The organism is Nitrososphaerales archaeon (genome assembly GCA_025058425.1).
Taxonomy (GTDB): domain Archaea; phylum Thermoproteota; class Nitrososphaeria; order Nitrososphaerales; family JANXEG01; genus JANXEG01.
Map to the genome: position 1 here is coordinate 1 of JANXEG010000003.1, position 22,868 is coordinate 22,868.

Genomic DNA, 22,868 nt, shown 5'->3' on the forward strand with positions numbered 1-22,868 from the left:
TTCAAGCCTTCTAATATGGTAGTAGATCGTCTGTTCATAGATACCGAGGGTCTTTGCTATTTCAGCTGGATACATCGACCTCTTAGCGATTAGCGATAAGATCTTCCAACCGATCGGATTGAGTAATGGCTTTAAATGTCGAGGATCATCATATATCGTAATATCTTTCGCTCGAAACCTCCCTTCTCCATCCATCGTAACGAGTTTCTTCATTCTGTAATAGCTAAATTCTAACCATTATATATTGATTAAAGTTGTTAAGTGAATAGTTAAAAGGATGAATTGATATATACGTATTGTATGGGGAGGTTGTATGGGGAGGCTATTCGTAAAATATTACGCACCCTTCGATAAATTGATGGGTAAGAAAGAGGAAGAGTTGGAGATCGAAGGTGATAAGATCAAAGTCTCCGATTTAATTAAATTAATTAAAAAAAGTGGTAAGTTAGATATACCGATGGAGAGTGATGAAGCTTTGAGTAGTCAGGTATTAATAGTGGTAGATTCTAATATAGCCAAACTAAATGATTATATTCATGATGGTTCCATTGTAAATATACTCCCCCCAATTTCAGGAGGATGATTAGAGATGGGTAATGGATATGTAGGAAAGATTGCACGTATCGATCTATCAAAATCGATCATACGTGAGGAACGAATACCAGATTCGATTCTAAGAATGTACATTGGAGGGAGTGGTTTAGGCGCGAAGATCCTTTACGATGAAACAGGAGCAGGTACCGATCCTTTTAGCCCTGAAAATCGATTGATATTTATGACAGGACCATTAACGGGGACGAAGGTACCTCTTTCAGGTAGGCATCAGGTGGTCTCGAAATCTCCATTGACTGGGATTTATGGTGAGGCCGATGTTGGTGGCTTCTGGGGTGCGGAATTAAAGAAGGCCGGTTACGATGGCTTAATAATTCAAGGTAAGGCTGAAAAACCTACTTACATCTGGATATGTGATGGAAGTATCACCCTTCGCAACGCTGAGCATCTATGGGGTATGGATACCTACGATTTAGATGAGGTATTAAAGAAAGAGACAGATGGTAAAGCGGTAGTCGCATCGATAGGGCCTGCTGGTGAAAGATTGGCGAGGATCGCTGCAATTATGCACGATGGGAAGGATGCGAGGGCAGCGGCTAGATGCGGGTTGGGTGCTGTGATGGGCTCGAAGAATCTGAAGGCTATTGTAGTAAGAGGAAGTGGTGAAGTGAGTGTTGCCGATGAAGAAGGGTTGATGAAATCGATTAAGGAGTTAAGTCCGATGATCATTCAAAATACCAAATCTTTACATAACTTCGGTACCTCTGGTGCTACAATGGCTATTGAGAAGGTGGGCGATTTACCTATCAAGAATTGGGTAAAGGGAAAGTGGGAAGAGGGTGCACAGAAGATCTGTGGACAGAGAATGGCGGAGACTATATTGACAGGCCGCTTTTACTGTGCAGCGTGCATAATAGGTTGTGGAAGGAGAGTGAAGATAGATAAGGGGCCTTACGCTCCCGTTGATGGTGCTGGGCCTGAATATGAGACTGTCGCTGGTTTAGGTGCGATGTGTTTAATAGATAATTTAGAGGCTATCGCGAAGGGTAACGAACTATGTAATAGATACGGATTGGATACAATATCTACGGGTGCGGTGATAGCACTCGCGATGGAGGCTTATGAAAGGGGTGCGATTAGCAAGAAAGATACGGATGGTATAGAATTAACGTGGGGTAACGCGGATGCTATGGTAAAGATGGTTGAGAAGATCGGTAAAAGGGAAGGGTTCGGCTGGCTTCTGGGTGAAGGTGTGAAGAGGGTCGGTGAAAAGATAAGTGGTATATCTGATGCTGTATTACATGTGAAGGGTTTGGAGCTATCATTCCATGATCCTCGGGCGTACAATAGTGTCGCTGTAGGTTACGCAACTTCAAATAGAGGTGCCTGCCATTTACAGGCCTTTTCACATATCTTTGAAAGAAACGCGACCATGCCCGAAATTGGCTATCCTGAAATTCAAGATAGGTTTGGTATCGACGGTAAAGGAGAGTTCGTAGCAAAACTTCAAAATGTTATGTCGATGATGGATTCATTGAAGTTATGTAAATTCTTATTCTTCGGAGGGATAAAGATCACCCATATAATTCAATGGATAAGGTTCGTGACCGGCTGGGATATGAGTGTAGAGGAGTTTATGAAGACTGGTGAGCGAATATTCAATCTGAAGAGGATGTATAATGTACGTTGTGGTATCAGTAAGAAGGATGATACGTTGCCTTTACGCATCCTCACATTGAAGAGGGGAGAGGGTGGTGCTGCAGATAACCTTCCCCCATTGGAGCGGATGTTAAAGCAGTACTATCAGTATAGAGGTTGGGATGACCAAGGCATACCGAAGGCTGAGAAGCTTTTAGAGTTGGGCATAACTACTTAGTTTGCCGATAAAACCTTGCTTATCTTGCTTATAACGAATTAATCCCTATTAATAATAGCAAAAATAAGCGAATTCGGATTAAGGAGAAGTTCCAACTTTAGCTTAAATAGTAGTTTAAAGAATTTTAGAGTGGCGATGATGATTGCACGTTGGAGACTCGCCAGAAGATTATTACAATAGGATATTTCAATTGTTAGAAGCCCATCACAATTGGTTCAAATCGTGTATACCATTGATCGCGAGTGAAAATGTGCCTTCTGCAGCGGTTAGAGAGGCGCTGATGAGCGACTTCGGAGATAGATACGCAGAGGGCTGGCCTGGTGAAAGGGTCTACGCTGGATGTATCTACATAGATCAGGTAGAGCTTTTATGTATAGAGTTGGCAAAGAAGCTCTTCAGAGCGGAGTTTGCGGATGTAAGGCCCGTTTCTGGTGTATGTGCGAACCTTTCAATATACACCGCATTCACACAACCGAACGATCGTATGTTGGCTCTATCTATACCGAATGGTGGGCATATATCGATGGGTAAAAAGGATTTTTACGGTACTGCGGGTGCGGTACATGGTTTACGTGTAGAGTACTTTGCTTTTAATAGAGATGAGATGAACATCGATGTAGACCAAACGAAGAAGATCGTCGAGAGGATGGCAAAAGAGGAGCATGACCCTCCTAAGATGGCGATGTTCGGGGGGAGCCTCTTCCTCTTCCCACATCCCGTCAAAGAATTGGCAGATTTCTTCCATAGCTACAACATGTTTATATGTTACGACTCGGCACACGTTTCAGGCCTGATCGCAGGAGGGAAGTTTCAGGATCCTTTACGAGAAGGTGCCGATGCGCTCACCTTAAGCACTCACAAAACTATCTTTGGCCCACAAGGTGGAGCCATAGTATCCTTTGAGAAGTATAGTGAGCAGATCAAGAAGGCCGTATTCCCAGCCAATACGAGCAATCACCATCTACATAGTGTAGCTGCTAAGGCTGTAGCATTTGCAGAGATGTTGAAGTTCGGTAAAGAATATGCTGAACAGGTCATAAGAAATGCAAAGGCCTTGGCCCAGGCTTTACATGAAAGAGGCTTTAAAGTCCTTGGAGAGAAGAAAGGGTTTACAGAATCTCATCAGGTCGCATTAAATATTGTAGATTATGGTGGTGGAGGGGTTTTAGAGAAGGAGCTGGAGAGGGCGAATATCATCGTAAATCGCCAACTATTGCCGGGTGATATACAAGCTGGTAGGCATTATACAAATCCTGGAGGTTTAAGGTTGGGCAGCCAAGAGGTTACACGATTGGGTATGAAGGAGAGCGATATGGAGGAGATCGCCGAATTTATAAAGAGGGTGATAATAGATAAAGAACCGCCCGAACGGGTTAAAAAGGATGTAATAGAGTTTAGAAAGAACTTTCAAAAGATACACTATGCCTTTGATACGGCGCTCGATGCGTACGAGTATGTGAGGATCAGAAAGTAGCAAAATATATGATCATAGGGTAAAAAGATGTCGAAGAAGGCTTCAGGGTACAGATTGGGGCGTGCTCGAGAACATTCTTTAAGGTATAAGTTGATTCGAGAAGGTTGGTTCTGCATTCGATGCCAAGGGTCTGCTGGAGGCTTACCTCGATCGGAAGTGAAGCCCATCGATCTGATCGCCATCAAGGAAGGTGTAGTATATTTTATTCAAGTCTCAAAACGATTAAACACTATTTCAGAGAAAGAGTGTTGTGAGTTAAAAAGTTTGGCGAAGAGGTACGGTGCGAAGCCGATGATAGCTTACAAAGATGGTAAAAGATGGGTAATGAAAGAATTATGAATTTTGAATTTGTTATTTAGTCATTAGTTTTCAGATTATTCAAATTATTCAAATCAATAGTTTTGGATCGTTAGGCCCAATATGCCCATATATGGTCTGGCATATGACCGTTTTAAGCCCTGTAGCCTTTAACATCTTCCAAACCTTGATCATTTCGTTAAAGCTGGGCCTCGACATAGATCGTTTCCTAAACTCAGGCCTATAGTCTAAGACACAGACTTGAAGTTCAGAATCTATACGGCAAATCTCATCACCTATCTTAGCAATCTCTTCGTAAGTTATCAGATCTTTATTATAAGGGATACCAACTCCTATAAAGACGGTACCTTTATACCTATCGACCAGATATTTGAGGGCTTGCCATGATGTCTTATGGTACTTTTCAGCGAGCTCTCTATCTACTATCCCAGTGATCTTCATGAATGTTTCCACACTTAAACCCTTCAGATCTGGACCTATATCGGTAACTCCAACCTCTACAAGTTCATCTATGTAATCACTCGTTAAGATCGTAGTATTCGTATCGATATGAAACCTCGCTTCACGATCTGGGTTGAGCCTCTTTAACTCTTTGATATATTGAATTAACCAACGCCTGTTAAGTGTACATTCGCCTCCAGATATCGCCATTCTATCTACACCGTAACGCCTTCTAATATACGTCATCACCTCAGCCGCCCTTTTTGGTGTATATGCCAATACTCTACCATTGTACGTCGTCGTCCAGTTTTGGCATTGAGGGCATCGAAGATTGCATCCACATGCGAAGACCGCTACTTCAACGTACCCCTTGCCCTTAAGCCACCAAGGTGTTCCTACACCACCAACGGGATGTCCCATCCAACCATGGAGGAGCCTTTTAAGCTCCTGACTCTCCGAAATCCTCGTCTTAATCTCCATACCTTCCATAACTTTCGTAACACAACTCGGCCTTACAACACCGTTAATCTCAACAGCACAGGCATAACACCCTCCCACTCCACATGGATTAAAAATATTATCATTCGGAAATTTAGGAAATTTAGAGAATTTAAAACCTGCAATCTCCAGCGCTCTTTTCACTGTAATCTTCTCTGGCACGTAAATAACTTCTCCATCCACCTTAATACGAACCTCTTTGACTTCTTCCATTCTAGACCTTAATTCTATAGCCATATGTGGACATGCTAAATAACAGGCTCCGCATCCAACACATTTATCTATATTTCCTACATCGAAGCATGGGCATGCAACGATTTCTTTACAGATATCACAATTAACACACTTATCTACACTCTTTTCAGCATAGTACGATATATGTGCATGGTAACTCATGATCTTCTTTTCACTCATTAGTATGGGACTTCGAGTTAAAGAGCGAGCTCAGAACTCAAGATCCAGCTCATGTGATTCACAAGGGCTAGACTCTTCACCGCTCGCTTTAGATTATATAAGATCTAATTAGATAAAAATTTTTTCAACTGACAACATCGACAAATAGCGTATAAATAAAACCCATATATCATTATAGAATAGAAGGTCGGTTTAGTTGGTTTATATAGATACGACAGCGACGTTGGAGAGCTTTCGTAAGTTCCTCATCAATAGCACTTGCCTATCCTTTATCCCTGAAAGTTACTTGAGAGACCCTGAGGTCTTTCCTGAAAAGGATGGTGAAGTCGGATCGATCTACGTAGAGGCTGGAGATAAGGTCACCTTGAAGAAGATACGTGAAATTACCTTCATCAATGCAAGGGACGTTCTGGGTATAATCTATGTATCTAAGAGTGGGAACACACGCTTGAAATGGAGGCAGACGAGGGGGAAGATCGGTAAGGTTACAGGGGAGGCTTCCGCCAATTCCCTTGTAAATCTCATCACCGCTGGTGTGATTACGAAGGATTACATAGAGAAGTTAATAAACGCTCCAAAAAAGGGCAAAGAGGTTAAATCGGAGGGAGCTGAACCTTTTGCTGAGACGGAGGAAGTCTAAGCCACCTCTGAAACTCCCTATCTGGTGGATTTTCTTCATAAAGTTTAGCACGATTTGCCTCCAATAAATTATTTTTTAAACCTAAATGTTCAGCGAAGGTCTTCACCCTATTTCTATCGAGCTTAGCGATCTCTTTCAACCCTTCTTCACTCCTCAAAATATGATGATCGACGAGTGTATAAGGAATGCGTTTAGCGATTATCGAAAGATTCTTTAAACCCACTTTGATCGCTTCAGAATCGACCTTGTAATCCTCTAGATAGAGGGGTGGGCCACTAATTACCAAAACCTTGGGCCTTACCTTTAAAATATACTTCAAAGCGGATTCTGAGATAGGTCCTTGTACATCGGAGCAATAGAGAAGGTGATCTTCACCATGTCGTATGGTAAGAAGTAATACGTATCCGAGTGATGTACCCTCTTCACCGTGTGGGAATGGTTGGCTGAAATCGATGATGGTCTCTCCTAGAGTGATGCTGGTCGAATCTACAAATTTTACATCCTTTACGAAATCTCTAATGAGTCTATGAAAGATATAACCTCTCTTTCTTTGACTCGGATTGATCGAGCTTCTATAATCCTTTGCAAGTACGATTTTATCCTTATAGATCATCTTCGCTTCATCGAGAGAACTCCAACTCCACTTAACTTCAACGTTGGGCCATGCTGCTGTATAGTGATCGAAATGGTAGTGCGATATCGTAATTACATCGGCCCTTTCAGCGTAACTTCTTAAAAGTTCACGTGCTCTTCTTAATGCTCGATACTCCAATGGATGTGGAAGCAGCCCGAATCTCGGTCCCAACGATACACCTGCATCGATCAGTATGCGAAGATCGGATGTTTCTACGAATAGCGATAGTGAACGGACTCCGATGGATTCTGAAGCGATCGGTGTGTAACGAATGGTCAACGTAGTAACAAGTTTTTAGAGGTGCAATTATAATATAAAGATACCTTTACCATTTCGTCCATGTGATTAAAGCCTTTATAGAGGGATTGTTAATTAACCGATGGTATAAAAATGTGCGGGGTTGGTCTAGTGGTTAGGATACCAGACGGTGATGGGTGAGCCCCCCAAGCTGGTGGTCGCGGGTTCAAATCCCGCACCCCGCACTTTTAATGTTTAACTCATACTTACATAACGATCTAGTGCCTTATCGATAGGTCTTGATGTAAAATTTTGTTATTAAAAATGAACTTCAAGAATATAAAAGCAAATTTTTGTCATTTATTTCTCAGTAAATTTCATATCGACCGTTTCGAAAAACTTTTAAATTTACCATTCCAAGATATGATCGTGATTTAATTGGCCAAGAAAGAAAAGGAACCAAAAACATCTATCTTACCCGATGCGTGCTTTTATCACGATGAGGAAAAATATCTTGTTGAAATAGAGTTACCAGGGGTTACAAAAGAGAACATCGATCTTGAAGTGAGTGAAAGAAGTATTTGTGTAAAGGCGCCACGAGATGATGTAGAATACTTTGGATGCTGGATCTTTGCCCATGAAGTCAAACCGAATCAGGCGAAGGCCTCCTTTAAGAATGGGTTGTTAACAATAATCGCACCACTCGCCAAACCGATGAAGGGTGTAAAAGTCCCTATAGAGTAGATATTTCCGAATTTCCCTTTATTTTTTTATGATTTAAAGAGATAAGGGAAAGTAGATTATGTAACTTTACATGCTTCGATCATTACGATCGTTATGATCGTGATCAACCATAACGCCATATAATCATTACGTAAGCATTAATTGGATAAGAATAAAGCAAAACAAAACAAGTGTATCTTAACTTAACCTATTGCATTTTTCACATACCCCATAAATATCGAGCCTCTGCCCAGTCACCCTAAATCCCCTTGCCTCATTCACTCTCTTTATAATGGACTGCACCACCGGATGATCTAGATCGCTGATGTTACCACATACTATGCAGACTAAGTTTATATGGGGCATAATATTCGGATCGAATCTTTTCTGACCGTCTGAAAATGGTAACTCTTGAATCAAAGAGAGCTCTTTAAGGATTTTGAGAGTTTTGTAAACCGTTGCGAGGCTTATCGTTGGGAATTCCTCCTTTACTTTTTGGTAAATGGCTTTGGCCGTCGGATGGGTTGAGTTTTGGAGAGCGTGTTTGCATATGGCTATCCTTTGAGGGGTTGCTTTATACCTCTTTTTTCGAAATGCCTGTATCAACAGTTCCAGCGATCTTTGATGGAGGAGCATGTTCTTATTAGGTAATAATAATACTTAAATAATTTTCGTTCTTCTCATCTATAAGAGGTGAATATGTGGTGAGTAAAGGATATTCTACCAATGTTGGTAGAGAAATGGTCGAAAAAGCGGGCGTCGATGTCAACTTATTGATAGATAAATTAAAGAAGGCCGCGGCTGCCGAATTTACAACTTACTATTACTACACTCTACTCAGAATGCATTGTACTGGTTTAGAGGGGGAATCGATAAAGGAGGTTGTAGAGGATGCAAGGCTTGAGGATAGACTCCATTTTGAAACCATCGTACCAAGAATTTACGAGCTCGGTGGAGAGCTTTATAGAGATTTAAGGGAACTTCATGACGATGCTGCTTGCACAGCAGCCTACTTGCCGAAGGATCCGAGCGATTTGAAGGCGATACTTAAAGTATTATTAGAAGCGGAAAGATGTGCCATCAGAGTCTATACAGAAATCTGCAATATGACCTATGGTAAAGACCATCGAACCTATGATCTTTCGCTAGCGATTCTACATGAAGAAGTGGAGCATGAAGCGTGGTTCCAAGAAATCCTCGAAGGAAGGCCGTCTGGACACTTTAGACGTAGAAGGCCGGGAGAGGGTCCATACACACAAAAGTTCAGACATATAGAGTAGTGTTATGGTATAGTAAGAATAAAAACATTCACCTTCCTTTATTTTTAGAAGTCATGAAGTCATGTAGTTGGGATCGATACCTGTTGAAGCTTTTGTAGATTCGAATCATTTTTATAAGAAGAGAGAAGTGAACATCATTGAATAGATACATAAAGGTAGCACAAGCAGAAGAAGTACCTAAAAATGGGATGAAGTTGGTAAAAGTAAATCAGCTTGAAGTCCTACTGATAAATATAGATGGCAATTTTTACGCTATAGATAATCGATGTCCACACATGGGCTATCCACTATTCTTCGGAAGACTCGATGGTAGAATATTAAAGTGTGGATTTCACTATGCTGAGTTTGATATTGAAAGTGGCAAACCGCTAAATGGAGTAACCGAAAAACCACTACAAAAGATAAGGTTGAAGAGGTCTGGCTCAGCTCTTTTGATCGAGTATAGAGAATTTCCTTAAATTCATCTTTACATGACCGCAGGACTTTATTACTCATTAAATCGTCAACGTATCTTTGGAAATAAAATACTTAATCTCCTTTATCCTCTCCCACCTTTCGACATCGCCGTGGATCACATAAAATATTGGGTGTGGTTTTAGGTTTTTATTGCTCAAGAGTACCTTCCCCCTTATAGGATCTCTGCATAAGAGTTTGTTTATAAGTAGATTATACTCATAATATAACTGACCTTCCGTAACGGGTATCTTTAAGTTAGTATCTACGAGGTATTTATCGATCTTCTTTAAATCGAATCTGAAGCCCCTTCTTATCCCTTCTATCGAGATGAAATGAAGGTACGTGTTGATCGCCTTTAATGGCTCTCTAAAACCTTTGAACCTCACCAATTGTGGATGGTTCACATAACCTCTAGTCCTTCCCTCTAAGACTGCTTTGGCCAGTAGTCCTTCTCTCCATACAGCGATCAAGCCTCGAATATCCAAATATTCCGGGTGTATGCTCCATAACCTCAAGATTATTCATCCCTAATTTTACAATACAGTTACGATTTACGATATCAATTTTCTCCAGATTAAATTTTGATTCTTATGTTACTCTTAACTCTTCGATGAAATCTTCGATACTCGTTATTGGAGTACCTTCTTCATCGTGGATTCTTTGTTTCGCTGGTGGATAAGTAGGATAGAATGGTATTCTGCTCGCTATGCGCTCCTGAAACGTTGGGATGAACTCATTTTTATAGAATATTCCAATAGGTATTCGATCGCCCCACTCCTTCGCCTTCTCCATCGCATTAACCTTCTTAATAAAATCCTCCGATGCATCACGCACGACCGGATCGTAACCAATATCCTCCAATCTATAGAGCCTCGGTATCGGCTTTCCAGTCTTAGGGTCTCTACGATCCTCTCCAGCGTACCATTCCTTCGTGTTTATATCGTTGTAGGTGGGGCACGGTTGTAATACGCTCACCAGAGCCAACCCCTTATGCTCTATCGCACGTTTTATAACCTCTTTAAGGTGTTTTGTATCGAAGGCGTAGGATCTTGCAACGAAAGTATAGCCTGCCGCTATCGCTAACATTACGTAGTTTGTAGCTTCATTGAGGTTCGGCTTTGGGATGGCCTTGACCTTTAAGCCCCGTTGTAGTGTTGGTGAAGCCTGACCTTTTGTAAGCCCATAGACTCCATTATCATGTATCAAATATGTGATATCTACATTTCTCCTTCCAGCATTGATAAGGTGGCCCATCCCTATTCCGAGACCATCACCATCCCCTCCTATGACTATTACTTCCAAATCAGGGTTTGCGATCTTGATACCTTGGGCGAAGGTTAGAGCCCTACCATGAAGTGTATGGACACCGTAAGCCTTAACGAAGTGTGGCAGCTTTCCAGAACAGCCTATTCCAGATACCAATACGACGCGATGTGGTTCGAGCCCGAGCTCGGCCAGTGCCATCTGTAAAGCTGCTAATATACCGAAGTTTCCACACCCTGGGCACCAATCCACAAAGACGTCCGTTTTAAAATCTGTCCACTTAAGCACCATAATTTAACACCTGCCTCTTGGGCGCTCTATTTAGGAGCACACGCTTCAGTGCATCGTAAACTTCAGTCACAGTCATAGGTCTACCATTATACTTTAAGATTTGAAAGTTCATGGGAATCCCCGTCTTTTCACTTATAATCCCTCCAAGCTGTCCTGAATAATTCATCTCAACATCTATAACCCTTTCAGCCCTCTCAATAGTTCTCTTCACATATTCGCTAGGGAGCGGGTGCACCATACGAATCTGTAGAAATGCAAGGCTAAAACCTTCATCGACCAACCTCTTTAAAGATTCAAGAATGGCACCTTTGGGAGAACCCCAACTGACGATGATATTCTTGGCATCTTCATCTCCGAAGAAATTGATCCTTTCACTTATCGGCACCTCTCGATCGATGGTCTCAAGCTTTTTCATCCTCTTCTCTACCATTCTGGTCCTATTATCCGATTCTTCACTTATATGACCGAATTCATTATGTTCATCACCTGTATACCAATGAATGCCACCTTTTAAACCTAGAAAGACCCTTGGAGAAACACCTCTTTCAGTAAAGGAGAATCTTTTATATTCGACATTCTTAAGATCGTCTTCATTCAAAATATCGCCCCGTTGGATCTTAATCCCTTTAGTCTCGAATATTGGGAAGGTTTGATAACTGTTGGCGAGTGCTTTATCGATCAGGTGGATTACAGGTAGCTGAAACCTCTCAGCGTAGTTGAATGCATTCACCGCATCGTAAAAACATTCTCTAATATCGCCAGAAGCGAGCACTATTCTCGGGAATTCTCCATGGCCCGCATGAATGGCAAACCTCAGATCATCCTGCCCATGCCTTGTAGGCAGACCGGTCGAAGGGGCACCTCGCTGATAGTATGTAATAACAACGGGAACTTCATTCATTCCAGCCCAGGCTAGGCCTTCGACCATGAGCGAAAAGCCCGGCCCAGAGGTGGATGTAGATGCTCTTGTACCGGTCAAGGCTGCACCGGAGGCCATATTTATCGCTGAAATCTCATCTTCAGTCTGTAAAACGATAACCCCTGCTTTGATATCTTGAGATTTTGTCCTTAAAATTTCATGTGCTTCTATGTATTCGCTCTCATCTGCGGCGGGTGTTATAGGATAGTATGTCTGGAATCGGCACCCTCCCAAAACTTTACCTATCGCTACCGCCTGATTTCCTGATAGAAAGATCTTATTATCAATCGATGATGAGCTTTTAAGTTTATACTTGAAATCGGAAAAATTCTTCTTCGCATACTCGTAAGCGAGCTTCATAGCAAAGATGTTCATTTCAACGACTTTAGACTTCTCCTGAAAGGTCATCCTTATGGCCTTTTCAACGAGTGCTACATCGTAATCGATTAGACCAAACGAAATACCTATCGTTAAGGTATTTATAAATCGCACAACCTTGCTCAACTCACCTATACCAAATTGATTCGCGATCTGCTGAAGCAGATCCATGTACGGTACTCGGAAGGTCTGAATACCACGCTTCTCGGCATCTTCGAGCAGATCCTCTAAACGGTCGCCCAGCCCCTTCTCCTCCAGATGCCTTTTGAAGGCCGATCTGAATTCTATCGGCAAAGTCGGTATATTCAAGATCTGTACATCTAACTGATCCCTATCGACGATGATCCCACCGCCTAGGGTCACTTCCCCTATGTGACGAACGACGGTCTCCGCATCGAAGGCTGCGAGCAGATCTACATCATTAACATTGGCAAAAACTTCATCACTCGATACCCTTAAATGAAAGTAACTATGTAGACCTTTGATATTCGAATGGTATTCACGTTTCCCATAGACGTAAAAACCTCCATAGCTACACGCTCTACCGAAGATATTCGCAGCGGTGTCTACACCACTTCCCTGCGGCCCTCCAGCCATCCAATTGAAGTCTACCTTCATTACTTTTAACCACCAGTCGCTTTATCCATGCCTATACAACATTCACAATTGATAGTTTCACCGCAGTATGGACAGACACACCTACAATCATCTATAACTCTACCGCACTTTTCACATAATACATACTCTTCGGAACTGGAACTCATTTAAAACTCTCCTTTCATTATATTTTTTTCTTCTAATAGTTAAATTTACCGATCGAGGATAAGTATGGTCATGTTGGCTAAACATGAAGTAAGAGATGATCGATTTGATGATTCAATTAAAATACCAACAACATACAACATAAAACTTTAAAACTTTCCTCTTTGGTGCCAGATTTTTATTAGAAAAATTTTAAAATTCGATGCTGGATGGAAACGATCAAGTGAGATAAATGAATAGAAAATCGTAGCGAACGATCGGTTCTTTTTGCTTGAGTTGCTATCTTCGGAATCTCTATGAGAATTTATATTAAATCTTTGAAGATTTATGATTGGGTTTTTTCGACGATTTCGATCCTTCGCTTATCCTTTCCAACCCACTTTACATTGATCAAACCGATTATTTCTAAATGCAAAAGCGCCTTGTTCAGCTCTCTCATCTGGATATTGCCACCATTCTTATTGATTTCATTCAATAAATCTTGATCAGTAATGACTTTTCGTTGTTTTAAAGTCTCATACACCAATACTTTTAAAGGGTACTTTAACACCAATTCCATTACCTTTTTATCCGAAGAATGGCTGAGCTTTGTGAATCGTCTTCATCCTCTCACATAGTGAAGCATACCATCTTTCTACCTCTGGGCTGATCGAAGGATTGATCTTTTCGAGCGCCCTTTCAAAGTCTTCTTTACGTACTTTATCGCTACCTTTCTTCATAGCGATTATAGCCGCCTCTCTACACAAGGATTCCAAATCGGCCCCAGAGTACCCTTTCGTTGATGAAGCTATTTCCTCCAATGAAACATCATGAGATAATGGCATTTCACGGGTAAGAACTTTAAGAATCTCGAGTCTACCTTTCATATCTGGTGGAGGGACATAGACCAAAAGGTCGAGCCTCCCTGGCCTTAAGAGTGAAGGATCGATCAGATCCGGTCTATTGGTAGCACCTATCACAAAGACCCCGCTTATATATATGCTATCGATCTCCGTTAACAACTGGCTGAGTACTCTATCTTCTACATTAGAGTCTTCTAACGTACCTCCCCTGATCCTTGCTAAAGAGTCGATTTCGTCCAAAAAGATGATGCAAGGGGCTGATGCTCGAGCCTTTCGAAAGATCTCTCTAACCACCTTCTCCGATTCTCCTACCCATTTCGACATAACCTCTGGCCCTTTAACGGTGATAAAGTTAGCACCACTCTCCATCGCTATAGCTCGTGCTAGAAGGGTCTTTCCACAACCCGGAGGGCCATACAGAAGAATCCCCCTTGGAGGTTTAACGCCCATCCTTCGAAATCTTTCAGGATCCTTTATCGACCAGATTATATTCTCTTCCAGAATCTGCTTCACAGAATCCAATCCACCAATATCACTCCACTTCACCTTTGGAATTTCTACATAGACCTCTCTCATAGCTGTCGGAACGATCTCTTTACAAGCTTCACGAAAGTCTCTTTGGGTCACAACGATCTTTTCCAAAATTTCTGGTGGTATTCTTTCACTCTTAAGATCGAATTCGGGCAAGTACCTCTCTAAAGCTTTTAGAGCAGCTTCACGACATAATGCCTTTAGATCAGCACCCGTATAACCATGTAACTCTTTAGCCAATTCTTTCAAATTAACATCGTCTGCCAGAGGCATCCCTCTTGTATGGATCTGTAAAATTTCTAACCTATCTTCCATGTTTGGTACACCGATCTCAACCTCTCGATCGAATCTACCGGGCCTTCGAAGGGCAGGGTCTATACTTTCAGGCCTATTCGTCGCTCCAATGACGATCACACCACTTCTTTCTGAAAGCCCATCCATCAAAGCCAAGAGTTGGGCTACAACCCTCTTCTCTACATCGCCGAGCACCTCCTCTCTCTTTGGAGCTATGGCATCGATTTCATCTATGAAGATGATGCTCGGTGCATTCTCTTTCGCCTCTTGGAAGATCTTTCTAAGTTTCGCCTCACTCTCTCCATAGTACTTACTCATAATCTCAGGTCCACTGATCGAAATGAAATGGGCTTCAGATTCGTTAGCAAGGGCTTTTGCGATCAATGTCTTTCCACAACCCGGTGGACCGTAGAGTAAAACGCCGTTGGGAGGATCTATACCGAGCCTCTGAAAGATCTCTGGATGGCGAAGTGGTAGTTCAACGATCTCCCTCAACCTTCTAACTTCTTCTTTTAATCCACCGATCTCTTCGTACGTCACTCTGGGCCTTATTGCAGCTTCGGTAACAGGCTCATTTAGAATACTTATTCGTGTAGAATGTCCGATCTTCGCAGAAGGTTTCGGATTAACCTTCACTACCTGTAACACGATAGGGTTACCTAAAATAGGTATGGATAGCTCATCACCTTCGGTGACACAGTATCCCTTCAACCTATTCTTCACAAATTCTAAAAAGTCTTCATCTACACTTAACTTGTTATCGACAGGTGCAAAGGTAACACTCCTTGCCATCTTTATACTTGCCCGTTTAACGGTAACGTATTCGTTCAAAGAGACGCCGGCATTTTTTCTTGTCTGACCATCGATCCTGATGATTCCGTAAGAACGATCTTCAGGATCAAAGGGCCATGCAGTTACGACTGTGAACCTTTTTCCGATAAGTTGCACAGCATCACCCACATTTACTCCTAATATAGTAAGAGTATCGGGATCCATTCGTGCCCTTGCTTTTCCTACGTCCCTCTGCTTGGCTTCAGCCACCTTTAACTGCACCGCTGTGACACTAGTTTTGGCCATTCGGGTCGCCTACCGTCCATTTATGTTATATCTTAAGACTTAAGACTTACTTTATATGAACTCCAATTAAAGATTTATTTTGATGGAGATCTTTATATGAGGTTAATAGTACCTACTAACACTCACGGTCTGTACTTCACTAACGTACTTGGAGGATTTGATCGCTTCTTCTAGCGCATCCATAACTCCATCCCTCTCCTCCACTTTCACATCGATGATCAAAGCCGATAGACCAAACGCTATAGGTTCCTCACGTTTAGATACGATCTCCATACCTTTAGGAAGGTGGTTGCGAATGGACTCTGCCATTTCATTTAAATCTATTCCTACATCCACGGGGAATACCTTCATTCTTACAATAAGGGACCTCAAATACAAACCCCCATTATGGCCCTTCAAAACCACAATTCATGCACTTATATGGTCTAGCGAATAAGCGGCACTTTTCACAACGCCAGATCAAGACTTTGCCACAGTCTGGGCAATAGAACTTTACCACGCGCTCCTTCGGCATAGTAGGTCGGTTACAAGAAGTACATATCGGTAGTTGTAATCGATCTTTAGACAATACTGATCAACACATCTCTTTCTTCCATCACAATATATACTTTTTGGAGTTATTTGATCTTAGGCTGTATACTGTATAAGATAAGTCTTCTTCATGGTTTATGGTATCTAACTATTTGATCCTATGCTTCACCAATACAACTCTTTAATAATGAAATTATATCCTTCAACCCTCTCATACCGATTGTACTCAGGATCTTTAAAACCCTCTCCATACCTAAAGCCCGTACTAAAGTCGATGAGTGATAATCGAATTCGCTCTTTAAAACGATCTCATTTATGATCGATTGATCCAAAATCTTAAAGATCTGATCTATCTGATCGTTGGAAAGGCTCTCAAAGATCCTTCTCATTAGTAACATCACCTTAAATTCTCTTCCAAACATCTTAAACCATTCCTGCTCATACATCTTTAAACGAGTAGTATCATCCTTATCGAGGGCCTCTATCAAAGCACGACCGGCGAGGATTCCGCCCATTCCACCCGTGTAAATTCCTCCAGCCGTAGTCGGTTTGGTCTGGCCCGCTGCATCACCGACTCTCACAACTCTGTTAAATACAAAATGGTTCGATGGGCCAGATACGATGAGGGTCGATCCGACCTTTCCTAAGATTGCACATTTTCTATTCTTTAAGAATGATTCTATCGATTTGAATGGATCAATCCCTATACCAGCGGTCCCAACCTTCGCCAGGTGGTCATCGTAAGGTACAATCCACGTAAAGAATCCAGGCGATAACCTCTGATCGAAGAATATTTCGACGGTATCCCTTTGAAACGATCGGCTATAAACCTCGAATCGGGCTGCGTTCAATAGACCTTTATCTTTAGGATTAGGAGGATGACCTCTTGCATCTACCAAAAGCCGACCCGTATAATTTTCACCATTCGCCTTTACTTGTATCAAATTCTCCAATTCATTAAAGTGTGAGACCCTCGTCTTTAGTAAAATTTCTGCACCAAAGCTCACAGCTCTGTACGCGAGCTCTTTATCCAATTCACTACGATCCAAGACAACGATTCTTTGCTTTCGTGCATCTATCTCTAAACTTAAACCACTTGGAGCATGTAAAATGGCCCGCTCGATCCTATTTTGAACGATCCTCGCTTTTGGAAGGATTCCGAGCTGTGATAACGCTTTCATACTCACTAAACCGGCACACTTCTCAGGAAGGCCTATTTCTACATCCTCTTCCAAGACTTTTACTTTAAAGCCCCTCTTTGCCACTTCCTTGGCCGTTATAAGGCCTGTAAGCCCGCCACCCATTACCAATACGTCACAATCGGCACTCATCTTAATTCCCTTTGGATCATGGTCTTTTTAACTATAGCGATATAGCGATTACACCCTACCTTCAGTAAATTAAAATATATGTAGATCGCTATAGTGTGCGGAATGGATTCATCTACAATTAAGAGACCGATCGCTGGTTTTGTACTTTCATTAATATCGGGCATATTTATCCTCATAAATGCTATTCTCTTTACGATCTTTACAGGTTTTATTCACACATTCATCTTAACTTGCAGTATAATACGGTATGGAGTGTGTGAGATACCGTTCAATCCGCCCTTAACGTTCATTTCACTATTGGCCATCTTAGGGTTGGTATGTGGTATGATTATCCTCTTGGCTTCTTACTTGACTTATAGGGGAAGGGTCATCTTAGGTGGTTTACTCACATTAACATTCTCTATTCTGAGTATAGTTGTAGGAGGGGGTTTCCTTATAGGTATGATCCTTGGTATAATCGGAGGGGTTTTTACGTTGGCACGAATTTAGCTAATCGTTAAGCCACTTCAACGATCAATGTTTAAAAGCCCTTTCATGTGTGAATACCATAGCTATGTTATACTCATTCGCAGCTTCGATTATCTTTTCATCGTTTATTGAACCACCAGGTTGAATTACCGCTTTAATACCCGCTTCTCCGAGTAGATCGATACTATCGCGAAATGGGAAGAAACCATCCGATGCTGCGACCGCTCCTTTAGCCCGTTTACCAGCATTATCCAGAGCGATCTTTACCGCACCATTCCTCTTTCTGAATGAGGCCACACCATATGTCCAAAAGTACGTGAGCTTACCATTCTCAACTTTACCATCGGCGATAACTATTCCATTCGATGGTACTTTTCTTACCAATTCCCAAGCTGCTAAAAGCTTCTCTAATGTTTCTGAATCAGGCTTTACTTTAGTCGGATAGGTAAGTTTCGATCGATCGAGCTTCTTATTATAATCTGCTGGCTCTTGTACCAACAATACACCTTCCAACACTCGAACATCATACGGATAATTGCTAGGTTCATGATATTTGATGATTCTAATCTTCTTCTTCTGTTTCGCCTTTAATATCTCTAATGCTTCAGGGTCATAATCAGGAGCTATGAGTATCTCTGTGTAAACAGATTTATCCTCAACACCAGGATTCTTCCCTATAAGTTTGGCTGATGCAACATCTACCTTTCTATTCACTACCGTTGCACAACCATAATCGGCCTCCGGATCGCACTCATGTGCTAATGTATAAGCCTCTGCCAATGTTGGTGCGAATGCAAAACCACTGATATTCCCATGCTTTACAGTAGCTGCCGTCGGTGTATGCTCAAAGCCCTTTAAAATCTCATAAGCCTTTCCTATATCTAAATAATTATTAAAAGATCTCTGCTCACCGAATAATTGCTCCCATTCGGCCATGCTCGTATAACCATCTAATTTGTAAATCGCTGCTCTTTGATGGGGATTTTCACCATACTTTGCATCCTCAAACTTCGTTGCCGATATAAAGAATTTCTCGGGGAATAACTCATTCGGGTTAAGATATTTCTTAAGCTCTCTATATATCGCTATATCATAAGCAGCGACTATGCTAAAAGCTGAATACGCAAGTCTCTGCCTAGTTGATAAAGAGATAAAGCCATACTTCTCCAACTCTTCAGCTACTTGATTATAATACTTTGGATCTGGCACTACTATCACATATCGATAATTCTTTGCAGCCGCTCTCACCAAAGATGGTCCACCGATATCGATATTCTCGATAAGTGTCTCAATATTAACATTCGATGATGATGCTATTCTTTCAAATGGGTAAAAGTTACAGACTACCATATCGATAGGCTTTATATTGTAAGCTTTAAGTTGTTGTAAATGATCTTCTTCTCTCTTTGCAAGTATAGCGGAGAATACCTCTACTTGGAGAGTCTTTACTCTACCATCTAGCATCTCTGGGTATCTTAACCGCTCCTCAAGCTTTTCACAAGGTACATTTGCCTCTTGTAGAGTTTTATATGTGCCTGATGTTGCCAAAATTCTCACACCATTTTTATGTAAAGTTTGAGCGAATGGTATCAAACCACTTTTATCCCATACACTGACCAATGCTGCGTGAGGTCTGATTCCATCTTGCATATACCTTCAAATTCTTCTTGATAACATGAGTGATTAAATCTTTCGGTACTCTTACTCAATTTACCAATCGTTACCGATGTTATCGAAATCATGAAGAAAATTAATGAATGAAGATTATGAAGATTATGAAGATTGAGACTTTTAGAAAGTGAGAGAAGCTCAGCTTTCCAACCGATGGGTCTATTTCAATCCTTAAACGAATGTGTGAAGACCTTAGGACCTTTAACTTTTTCATCTCTTTCTTACCAAAATTACTAATAGGAGCTTATTCTCTTTATATTTCAATCAAAGTATCTCAATTCTTCTCTTATAATCACTCATTAATATCTTAAATCGTCTTAAATCGAACTTTTTCACTCAATCTCTCTAAGAAACCTCCACAATTGCTTAATTGCTGATACTGGGAACTTCTAAAAATCATCAGAAAATCGATATGAAGATTTAAGTCTATGTATTTTCTTAAATCTGTTCTAGTATGAGCGATAAGGAATTCGGTTATGATGACTTCCTCTCGGTCTTTACATGGAGATATGGGAGTGAAGAGATGAGGAAGCTCTTCTCTGAATTGAGGTATAGGGCTTTATGGAGGAAGATATGGGTATTGTTGGCCGAGGCCCAATCACGCTATGGGTTGGTTTCGAGCGAAGAATTGGAGGATCTAAAGAGTAAAGCTGATGAAAGGTACATAGATCTAAAAAGGGCTCATGAAATTGAGAAGGAGATCGGGCACGATGTAATGGCTGAAATTAAAGCTTACGCAGAGCAATGTCCAAAAGGTGGAGGGAAGATTCACCTTGGTGCCACATCTATGGATATTGAGGATAATGCCGATGTTCTGAGGATCAAGGATGCGTTAAATATCATTCTGACGAGGTTGGTGAACTGCCTCGATTCTTACTCGAAGAAGATCATGGAGTATAAGGATTTAGTCTGTATGGGTTGGACTCACCTACAACCGGCGGAGCCCACAACCTTGGGCTATAGGTTGGCAAATTATGCCCAAGATATTGTATTCGATATTCGATTGGTAGAATTTTTACTCAAAGATTTTGTAAAAGGCAAGGGTATCAAAGGTGCTGTAGGTACTTCGGCGAGCTTTAAGAGGTTGTTAGAGGGTATCGGTAGGCCGATGGATATGGAGGAGTACGTGATGAGTAGATTGGGCTTGGAAGCGACATTCATAACCACTCAAACCTATCCAAGAAAGCTCGATTACCTTGTTCTATCGACATTGGCATGTATCGCGCAGAGTGTACACAAATTCGCCTTTGATTTAAGATTATTACAATCCCCGAACTTTGGTGAATTATCGGAACCGATCAGAGAGGCTCAAGTGGGGTCTACAGCGATGCCATTCAAGAGGAATCCTGTTAGGGCGGAGCGTATGTGCTCTCTAGCAAGGTACATCAGTACACTCCCGATAGTCGCCTTTACGAATGCAGCAAATAGCCTCCTTGAGAGGACCTTGGACGATTCTGCGAATAGAAGGATAATCATCCCAGAAGCCTTCTTAGCTCTAGATGAATGCCTTCTCATCTACAATAGGATTCTGTCCGATCTTCGAGTCTACCCATTTATGATAAGGAAGAATTTAGAGAGGTATGGTCCATTCGCTGGTACAGAGGCTATCCTGATGAAGCTCGTCGAAAGGGGGGAGGATAGGCAGAAGATGCATGAGAGGATTCGGAGTCACGCCTTTAGGGCATGGGAGGAGGTGATGAAGGGCAATAAAAACCCATTGGCCGAATTGTTAAAGGGTGATGAAGTCATTTCTTCAAAGCTTTCTGAAAAGGAGATCGATGATCTACTCGATCCTACCGCGCATGTTGGTGATGCTGTAGAAAGGTGTGAAAGGTTCGTGAAGGATATTATAGAGCCGATAGTGATGCAGTATAGGGATAGGCTGAAGGAAAGGTATGAAGGGCCCCGCTTCTAGTCATCAACCCTTATACCCTTGACGAATACCCCATCTACTCTATCGACTTTACCGATCCTCTCTACAGAGAATCCTTCCCGCTCGTAGATGTTTGAGATCGAATCCACATCTTTTGACGGTGCACAGATGCAGAAACCAATACCCATATTGAATGTTCTGAACATCTCCCGCTCAGTAATTTTCCCTTCTCTTTGAATGAGAGAAAAGATTGTTGGGGGTTTTGGCATATTATCGAGATTAAAGCCCAACCCTGAACCCCTCACCAACCTCTGGAGTTTCGAAAAGGCACCGCCAGTTATGTGTGCCATACCGTGTATCTCACACTCCTTTAAAGCCTTCAGAGTTGGCTTCACGTAGATGTAAGTAGGCTCCAGTAACTCTTCACCCAGAGACCTACCCAATTCATCAAGATAATCCTCAACTCTATACCTTCCCAATAATACTTTACGTGCAAGTGATAAACCGTTGGAGTGTATACCAGAACTCTTTACACCCAAGACCACATCACCCTCCCTCAACTCCTTACCCGTAACGACCCTATCCTTCTCTAGAATCCCACAGCACATGGCGGCAAGATCGAAGCCTCTACCATTCACACCTTTGATTACATCGGGCATGACTGCAGTCTCACCACCTACGATAGCTACAGAAGCCTCCTCAGCACCCTTTACCAGACCCAAGGTCAACTCGTAAACCAACCGATCATCCGCCCTTTCTAAGGCGATATAATCGATCAGTGCGAATGGTTCTGCACCCACGCAGATCAGATCGTTCACACACATCGCTACACAATCGATACCTACCGTATCAAACTTATTCATCATCTGGGCGATTAAGACCTTCGTTCCGACACCATCTACGTGAAGGGCTAAAGCCTTCCCACCTCCAATATCGACCAAACCCGCGTAATGGCCTATCTCAGAGATGACACTCCCGAATTTCCCCTCTCTCGATCTGAACGTCTTACGGAGTTCGCTTGCCAGTAATGTATGAATACCCTTGATCTTCGTGAGATCTATACCTACATCGGCATAGGTGAAGCTAGGCATAGC

26 protein-coding genes and 1 tRNA gene are annotated in these 22,868 nt (G+C 41.9%); 11 read left to right on the forward strand and 16 right to left on the reverse strand.

Annotation, left to right across the window (positions count from 1 at the left end):
* The coding region (locus tag NZ896_00515) for a winged helix-turn-helix domain-containing protein (protein ID MCS7115938.1) at positions 1 to 213 on the reverse strand (213 nt) is incomplete at its 3' end.
* Positions 214 to 313: 100 nt separating this feature from the next.
* Between NZ896_00515 and NZ896_00520 the strand changes: the two genes are divergently transcribed.
* From NZ896_00520 to NZ896_00535, 4 genes are all read left to right on the forward strand, one after another.
* Entirely contained in the window at positions 314 to 583 is a 270-nt protein-coding gene (locus tag NZ896_00520) for a MoaD/ThiS family protein (protein MCS7115939.1), read from the forward strand.
* 6 nt (positions 584 to 589) lie between these two features.
* Positions 590 to 2,428: an aldehyde ferredoxin oxidoreductase family protein gene (locus NZ896_00525; GenBank protein ID MCS7115940.1), complete on the forward strand. Its 1,839-nt coding sequence runs from the start codon at positions 590 to 592 to the stop codon at positions 2,426 to 2,428.
* 142 nt (positions 2,429 to 2,570) lie between these two features.
* Positions 2,571 to 3,902 (forward strand): serine hydroxymethyltransferase, encoded by a 1,332-nt coding sequence (locus NZ896_00530; GenBank protein ID MCS7115941.1) that lies wholly within the window; start codon positions 2,571 to 2,573, stop codon positions 3,900 to 3,902.
* A 27-nt stretch (positions 3,903 to 3,929) separates the two neighbouring features.
* On the forward strand, positions 3,930 to 4,241 hold the full coding sequence (locus tag NZ896_00535; protein ID MCS7115942.1) for a hypothetical protein: 312 nt from the start codon (positions 3,930 to 3,932) through the stop codon (positions 4,239 to 4,241).
* A gap of 48 nt (positions 4,242 to 4,289) precedes the next feature.
* On the opposite strand, the gene NZ896_00540 is transcribed toward NZ896_00535, so the two are convergent.
* A complete protein-coding gene (locus NZ896_00540; GenBank protein MCS7115943.1) occupies positions 4,290 to 5,573 on the reverse strand; it encodes a radical SAM protein in 1,284 nt (427 codons plus the stop codon).
* Positions 5,574 to 5,769: 196 nt separating this feature from the next.
* Here NZ896_00540 and NZ896_00545 point away from each other — a divergent pair, with 196 nt between their 5' ends.
* A complete protein-coding gene (locus tag NZ896_00545; GenBank protein ID MCS7115944.1) occupies positions 5,770 to 6,213 on the forward strand; it encodes a hypothetical protein in 444 nt (147 codons plus the stop codon).
* Here NZ896_00545 and NZ896_00550 read toward each other — a convergent pair.
* Positions 6,167 to 7,126 carry a hypothetical protein gene (locus NZ896_00550; GenBank protein ID MCS7115945.1) on the reverse strand — a complete coding sequence of 320 codons (960 nt, stop codon included), beginning with the start codon at positions 7,124 to 7,126 and terminating at the stop codon, positions 6,167 to 6,169. The two genes, NZ896_00545 and NZ896_00550, sit on opposite strands and share 47 nt — an antisense overlap.
* Positions 7,127 to 7,241: 115 nt before the next feature.
* Here NZ896_00550 and NZ896_00555 point away from each other — a divergent pair.
* A tRNA-OTHER gene (locus NZ896_00555) sits at positions 7,242 to 7,329 on the forward strand.
* Between the two features lie 193 nt (positions 7,330 to 7,522).
* Positions 7,523 to 7,828, forward strand: a complete 306-nt coding sequence (locus tag NZ896_00560; GenBank protein ID MCS7115946.1) for an Hsp20/alpha crystallin family protein — start codon at positions 7,523 to 7,525, stop codon at positions 7,826 to 7,828.
* Between the two features lie 177 nt (positions 7,829 to 8,005).
* Here the strand turns inward: NZ896_00560 and NZ896_00565 are convergent, their stop codons facing one another.
* Complete coding sequence (locus NZ896_00565; GenBank protein ID MCS7115947.1) at positions 8,006 to 8,413, reverse strand: transcriptional repressor; 408 nt, start codon at positions 8,411 to 8,413, stop codon at positions 8,006 to 8,008.
* A 98-nt stretch (positions 8,414 to 8,511) separates the two neighbouring features.
* Here NZ896_00565 and dps point away from each other — a divergent pair, with 98 nt between their 5' ends.
* Positions 8,512 to 9,087, forward strand: a complete 576-nt coding sequence (dps, locus tag NZ896_00570; protein ID MCS7115948.1) for a DNA protection during starvation protein — start codon at positions 8,512 to 8,514, stop codon at positions 9,085 to 9,087.
* Between the two features lie 137 nt (positions 9,088 to 9,224).
* Positions 9,225 to 9,545, forward strand: coding sequence for a Rieske (2Fe-2S) protein (locus NZ896_00575; GenBank protein ID MCS7115949.1), 321 nt, complete (start codon positions 9,225 to 9,227; stop codon positions 9,543 to 9,545).
* A 36-nt stretch (positions 9,546 to 9,581) separates the two neighbouring features.
* Here the strand turns inward: NZ896_00575 and NZ896_00580 are convergent, their stop codons facing one another.
* From NZ896_00580 to NZ896_00620, 9 genes are all read right to left on the reverse strand, one after another.
* The gene (locus NZ896_00580; protein ID MCS7115950.1) at positions 9,582 to 10,058 is read right to left on the reverse strand and encodes a pyrimidine dimer DNA glycosylase/endonuclease V; all 477 of its coding nucleotides are present in this window, start codon (positions 10,056 to 10,058) and stop codon (positions 9,582 to 9,584) included.
* 73 nt (positions 10,059 to 10,131) lie between these two features.
* Complete coding sequence (locus NZ896_00585) at positions 10,132 to 11,097, reverse strand: thiamine pyrophosphate-dependent enzyme (protein MCS7115951.1); 966 nt, start codon at positions 11,095 to 11,097, stop codon at positions 10,132 to 10,134.
* A complete protein-coding gene (locus tag NZ896_00590) occupies positions 11,087 to 13,012 on the reverse strand; it encodes a 2-oxoacid:acceptor oxidoreductase subunit alpha (protein MCS7115952.1) in 1,926 nt (641 codons plus the stop codon). Before NZ896_00590 ends, NZ896_00585 begins: the two co-directional genes overlap by 11 nt.
* A gap of 5 nt (positions 13,013 to 13,017) precedes the next feature.
* Positions 13,018 to 13,158: a hypothetical protein gene (locus tag NZ896_00595; protein ID MCS7115953.1), complete on the reverse strand. Its 141-nt coding sequence runs from the start codon at positions 13,156 to 13,158 to the stop codon at positions 13,018 to 13,020.
* A gap of 323 nt (positions 13,159 to 13,481) precedes the next feature.
* The gene (locus NZ896_00600; GenBank protein ID MCS7115954.1) at positions 13,482 to 13,709 is read right to left on the reverse strand and encodes a hypothetical protein; all 228 of its coding nucleotides are present in this window, start codon (positions 13,707 to 13,709) and stop codon (positions 13,482 to 13,484) included.
* 13 nt (positions 13,710 to 13,722) lie between these two features.
* The gene (locus tag NZ896_00605; GenBank protein MCS7115955.1) at positions 13,723 to 15,900 is read right to left on the reverse strand and encodes a CDC48 family AAA ATPase; all 2,178 of its coding nucleotides are present in this window, start codon (positions 15,898 to 15,900) and stop codon (positions 13,723 to 13,725) included.
* 102 nt (positions 15,901 to 16,002) lie between these two features.
* The gene (locus NZ896_00610; GenBank protein ID MCS7115956.1) at positions 16,003 to 16,272 is read right to left on the reverse strand and encodes an elongation factor 1-beta; all 270 of its coding nucleotides are present in this window, start codon (positions 16,270 to 16,272) and stop codon (positions 16,003 to 16,005) included.
* A 13-nt stretch (positions 16,273 to 16,285) separates the two neighbouring features.
* Entirely contained in the window at positions 16,286 to 16,468 is a 183-nt protein-coding gene (locus NZ896_00615; GenBank protein MCS7115957.1) for a zinc finger domain-containing protein, read from the reverse strand.
* Between the two features lie 121 nt (positions 16,469 to 16,589).
* On the reverse strand, positions 16,590 to 17,762 hold the full coding sequence (locus NZ896_00620) for an NAD(P)/FAD-dependent oxidoreductase (GenBank protein MCS7115958.1): 1,173 nt from the start codon (positions 17,760 to 17,762) through the stop codon (positions 16,590 to 16,592).
* Between the two features lie 102 nt (positions 17,763 to 17,864).
* On the opposite strand from NZ896_00620, the gene NZ896_00625 reads away from it, so the two are divergent.
* Positions 17,865 to 18,251 carry a hypothetical protein gene (locus NZ896_00625; protein ID MCS7115959.1) on the forward strand — a complete coding sequence of 129 codons (387 nt, stop codon included), beginning with the start codon at positions 17,865 to 17,867 and terminating at the stop codon, positions 18,249 to 18,251.
* Positions 18,252 to 18,275: 24 nt separating this feature from the next.
* Here the strand turns inward: NZ896_00625 and purH are convergent, their stop codons facing one another.
* On the reverse strand, positions 18,276 to 19,880 hold the full coding sequence (gene purH / locus NZ896_00630) for a bifunctional phosphoribosylaminoimidazolecarboxamide formyltransferase/IMP cyclohydrolase (protein MCS7115960.1): 1,605 nt from the start codon (positions 19,878 to 19,880) through the stop codon (positions 18,276 to 18,278).
* 100 nt (positions 19,881 to 19,980) lie between these two features.
* Positions 19,981 to 20,115, reverse strand: a complete 135-nt coding sequence (locus tag NZ896_00635; protein MCS7115961.1) for a hypothetical protein — start codon at positions 20,113 to 20,115, stop codon at positions 19,981 to 19,983.
* A gap of 240 nt (positions 20,116 to 20,355) precedes the next feature.
* On the opposite strand from NZ896_00635, the gene purB reads away from it, so the two are divergent.
* Positions 20,356 to 21,816 carry an adenylosuccinate lyase gene (gene purB, locus NZ896_00640; GenBank protein MCS7115962.1) on the forward strand — a complete coding sequence of 487 codons (1,461 nt, stop codon included), beginning with the start codon at positions 20,356 to 20,358 and terminating at the stop codon, positions 21,814 to 21,816.
* Here purB and purM read toward each other — a convergent pair.
* Positions 21,813 to 22,865, reverse strand: coding sequence for a phosphoribosylformylglycinamidine cyclo-ligase (gene purM / locus NZ896_00645; GenBank protein MCS7115963.1), 1,053 nt, complete (start codon positions 22,863 to 22,865; stop codon positions 21,813 to 21,815). The two genes, purB and purM, sit on opposite strands and share 4 nt — an antisense overlap.
* Positions 22,866 to 22,868 lie beyond the last annotated feature (3 nt).

Coding starts and splice junctions, on each gene's coding strand:
- NZ896_00535 (MCS7115942.1), top strand. CDS start 3,930: ATGTCGAAGAAGGCTTCAGGGTACAGATTGGGGCGTGCTCGAGAACAT.
- NZ896_00620 (MCS7115958.1), bottom strand. CDS start 17,762: ATGAGTGCCGATTGTGACGTATTGGTAATGGGTGGCGGGCTTACAGGC.
- NZ896_00590 (MCS7115952.1), bottom strand. CDS start 13,012: ATGAAGGTAGACTTCAATTGGATGGCTGGAGGGCCGCAGGGAAGTGGT.
- NZ896_00635 (MCS7115961.1), bottom strand. CDS start 20,115: ATGAAAAAGTTAAAGGTCCTAAGGTCTTCACACATTCGTTTAAGGATT.
- NZ896_00605 (MCS7115955.1), bottom strand. CDS start 15,900: ATGGCCAAAACTAGTGTCACAGCGGTGCAGTTAAAGGTGGCTGAAGCC.
- purH (MCS7115960.1), bottom strand. CDS start 19,880: ATGCAAGATGGAATCAGACCTCACGCAGCATTGGTCAGTGTATGGGAT.
- NZ896_00595 (MCS7115953.1), bottom strand. CDS start 13,158: ATGAGTTCCAGTTCCGAAGAGTATGTATTATGTGAAAAGTGCGGTAGA.
- NZ896_00525 (MCS7115940.1), top strand. CDS start 590: ATGGGTAATGGATATGTAGGAAAGATTGCACGTATCGATCTATCAAAA.
- NZ896_00540 (MCS7115943.1), bottom strand. CDS start 5,573: ATGAGTGAAAAGAAGATCATGAGTTACCATGCACATATATCGTACTAT.
- purM (MCS7115963.1), bottom strand. CDS start 22,865: ATGCCTAGCTTCACCTATGCCGATGTAGGTATAGATCTCACGAAGATC.
- NZ896_00585 (MCS7115951.1), bottom strand. CDS start 11,097: ATGGTGCTTAAGTGGACAGATTTTAAAACGGACGTCTTTGTGGATTGG.
- purB (MCS7115962.1), top strand. CDS start 20,356: ATGAGCGATAAGGAATTCGGTTATGATGACTTCCTCTCGGTCTTTACA.
- NZ896_00625 (MCS7115959.1), top strand. CDS start 17,865: ATGGATTCATCTACAATTAAGAGACCGATCGCTGGTTTTGTACTTTCA.
- NZ896_00520 (MCS7115939.1), top strand. CDS start 314: ATGGGGAGGCTATTCGTAAAATATTACGCACCCTTCGATAAATTGATG.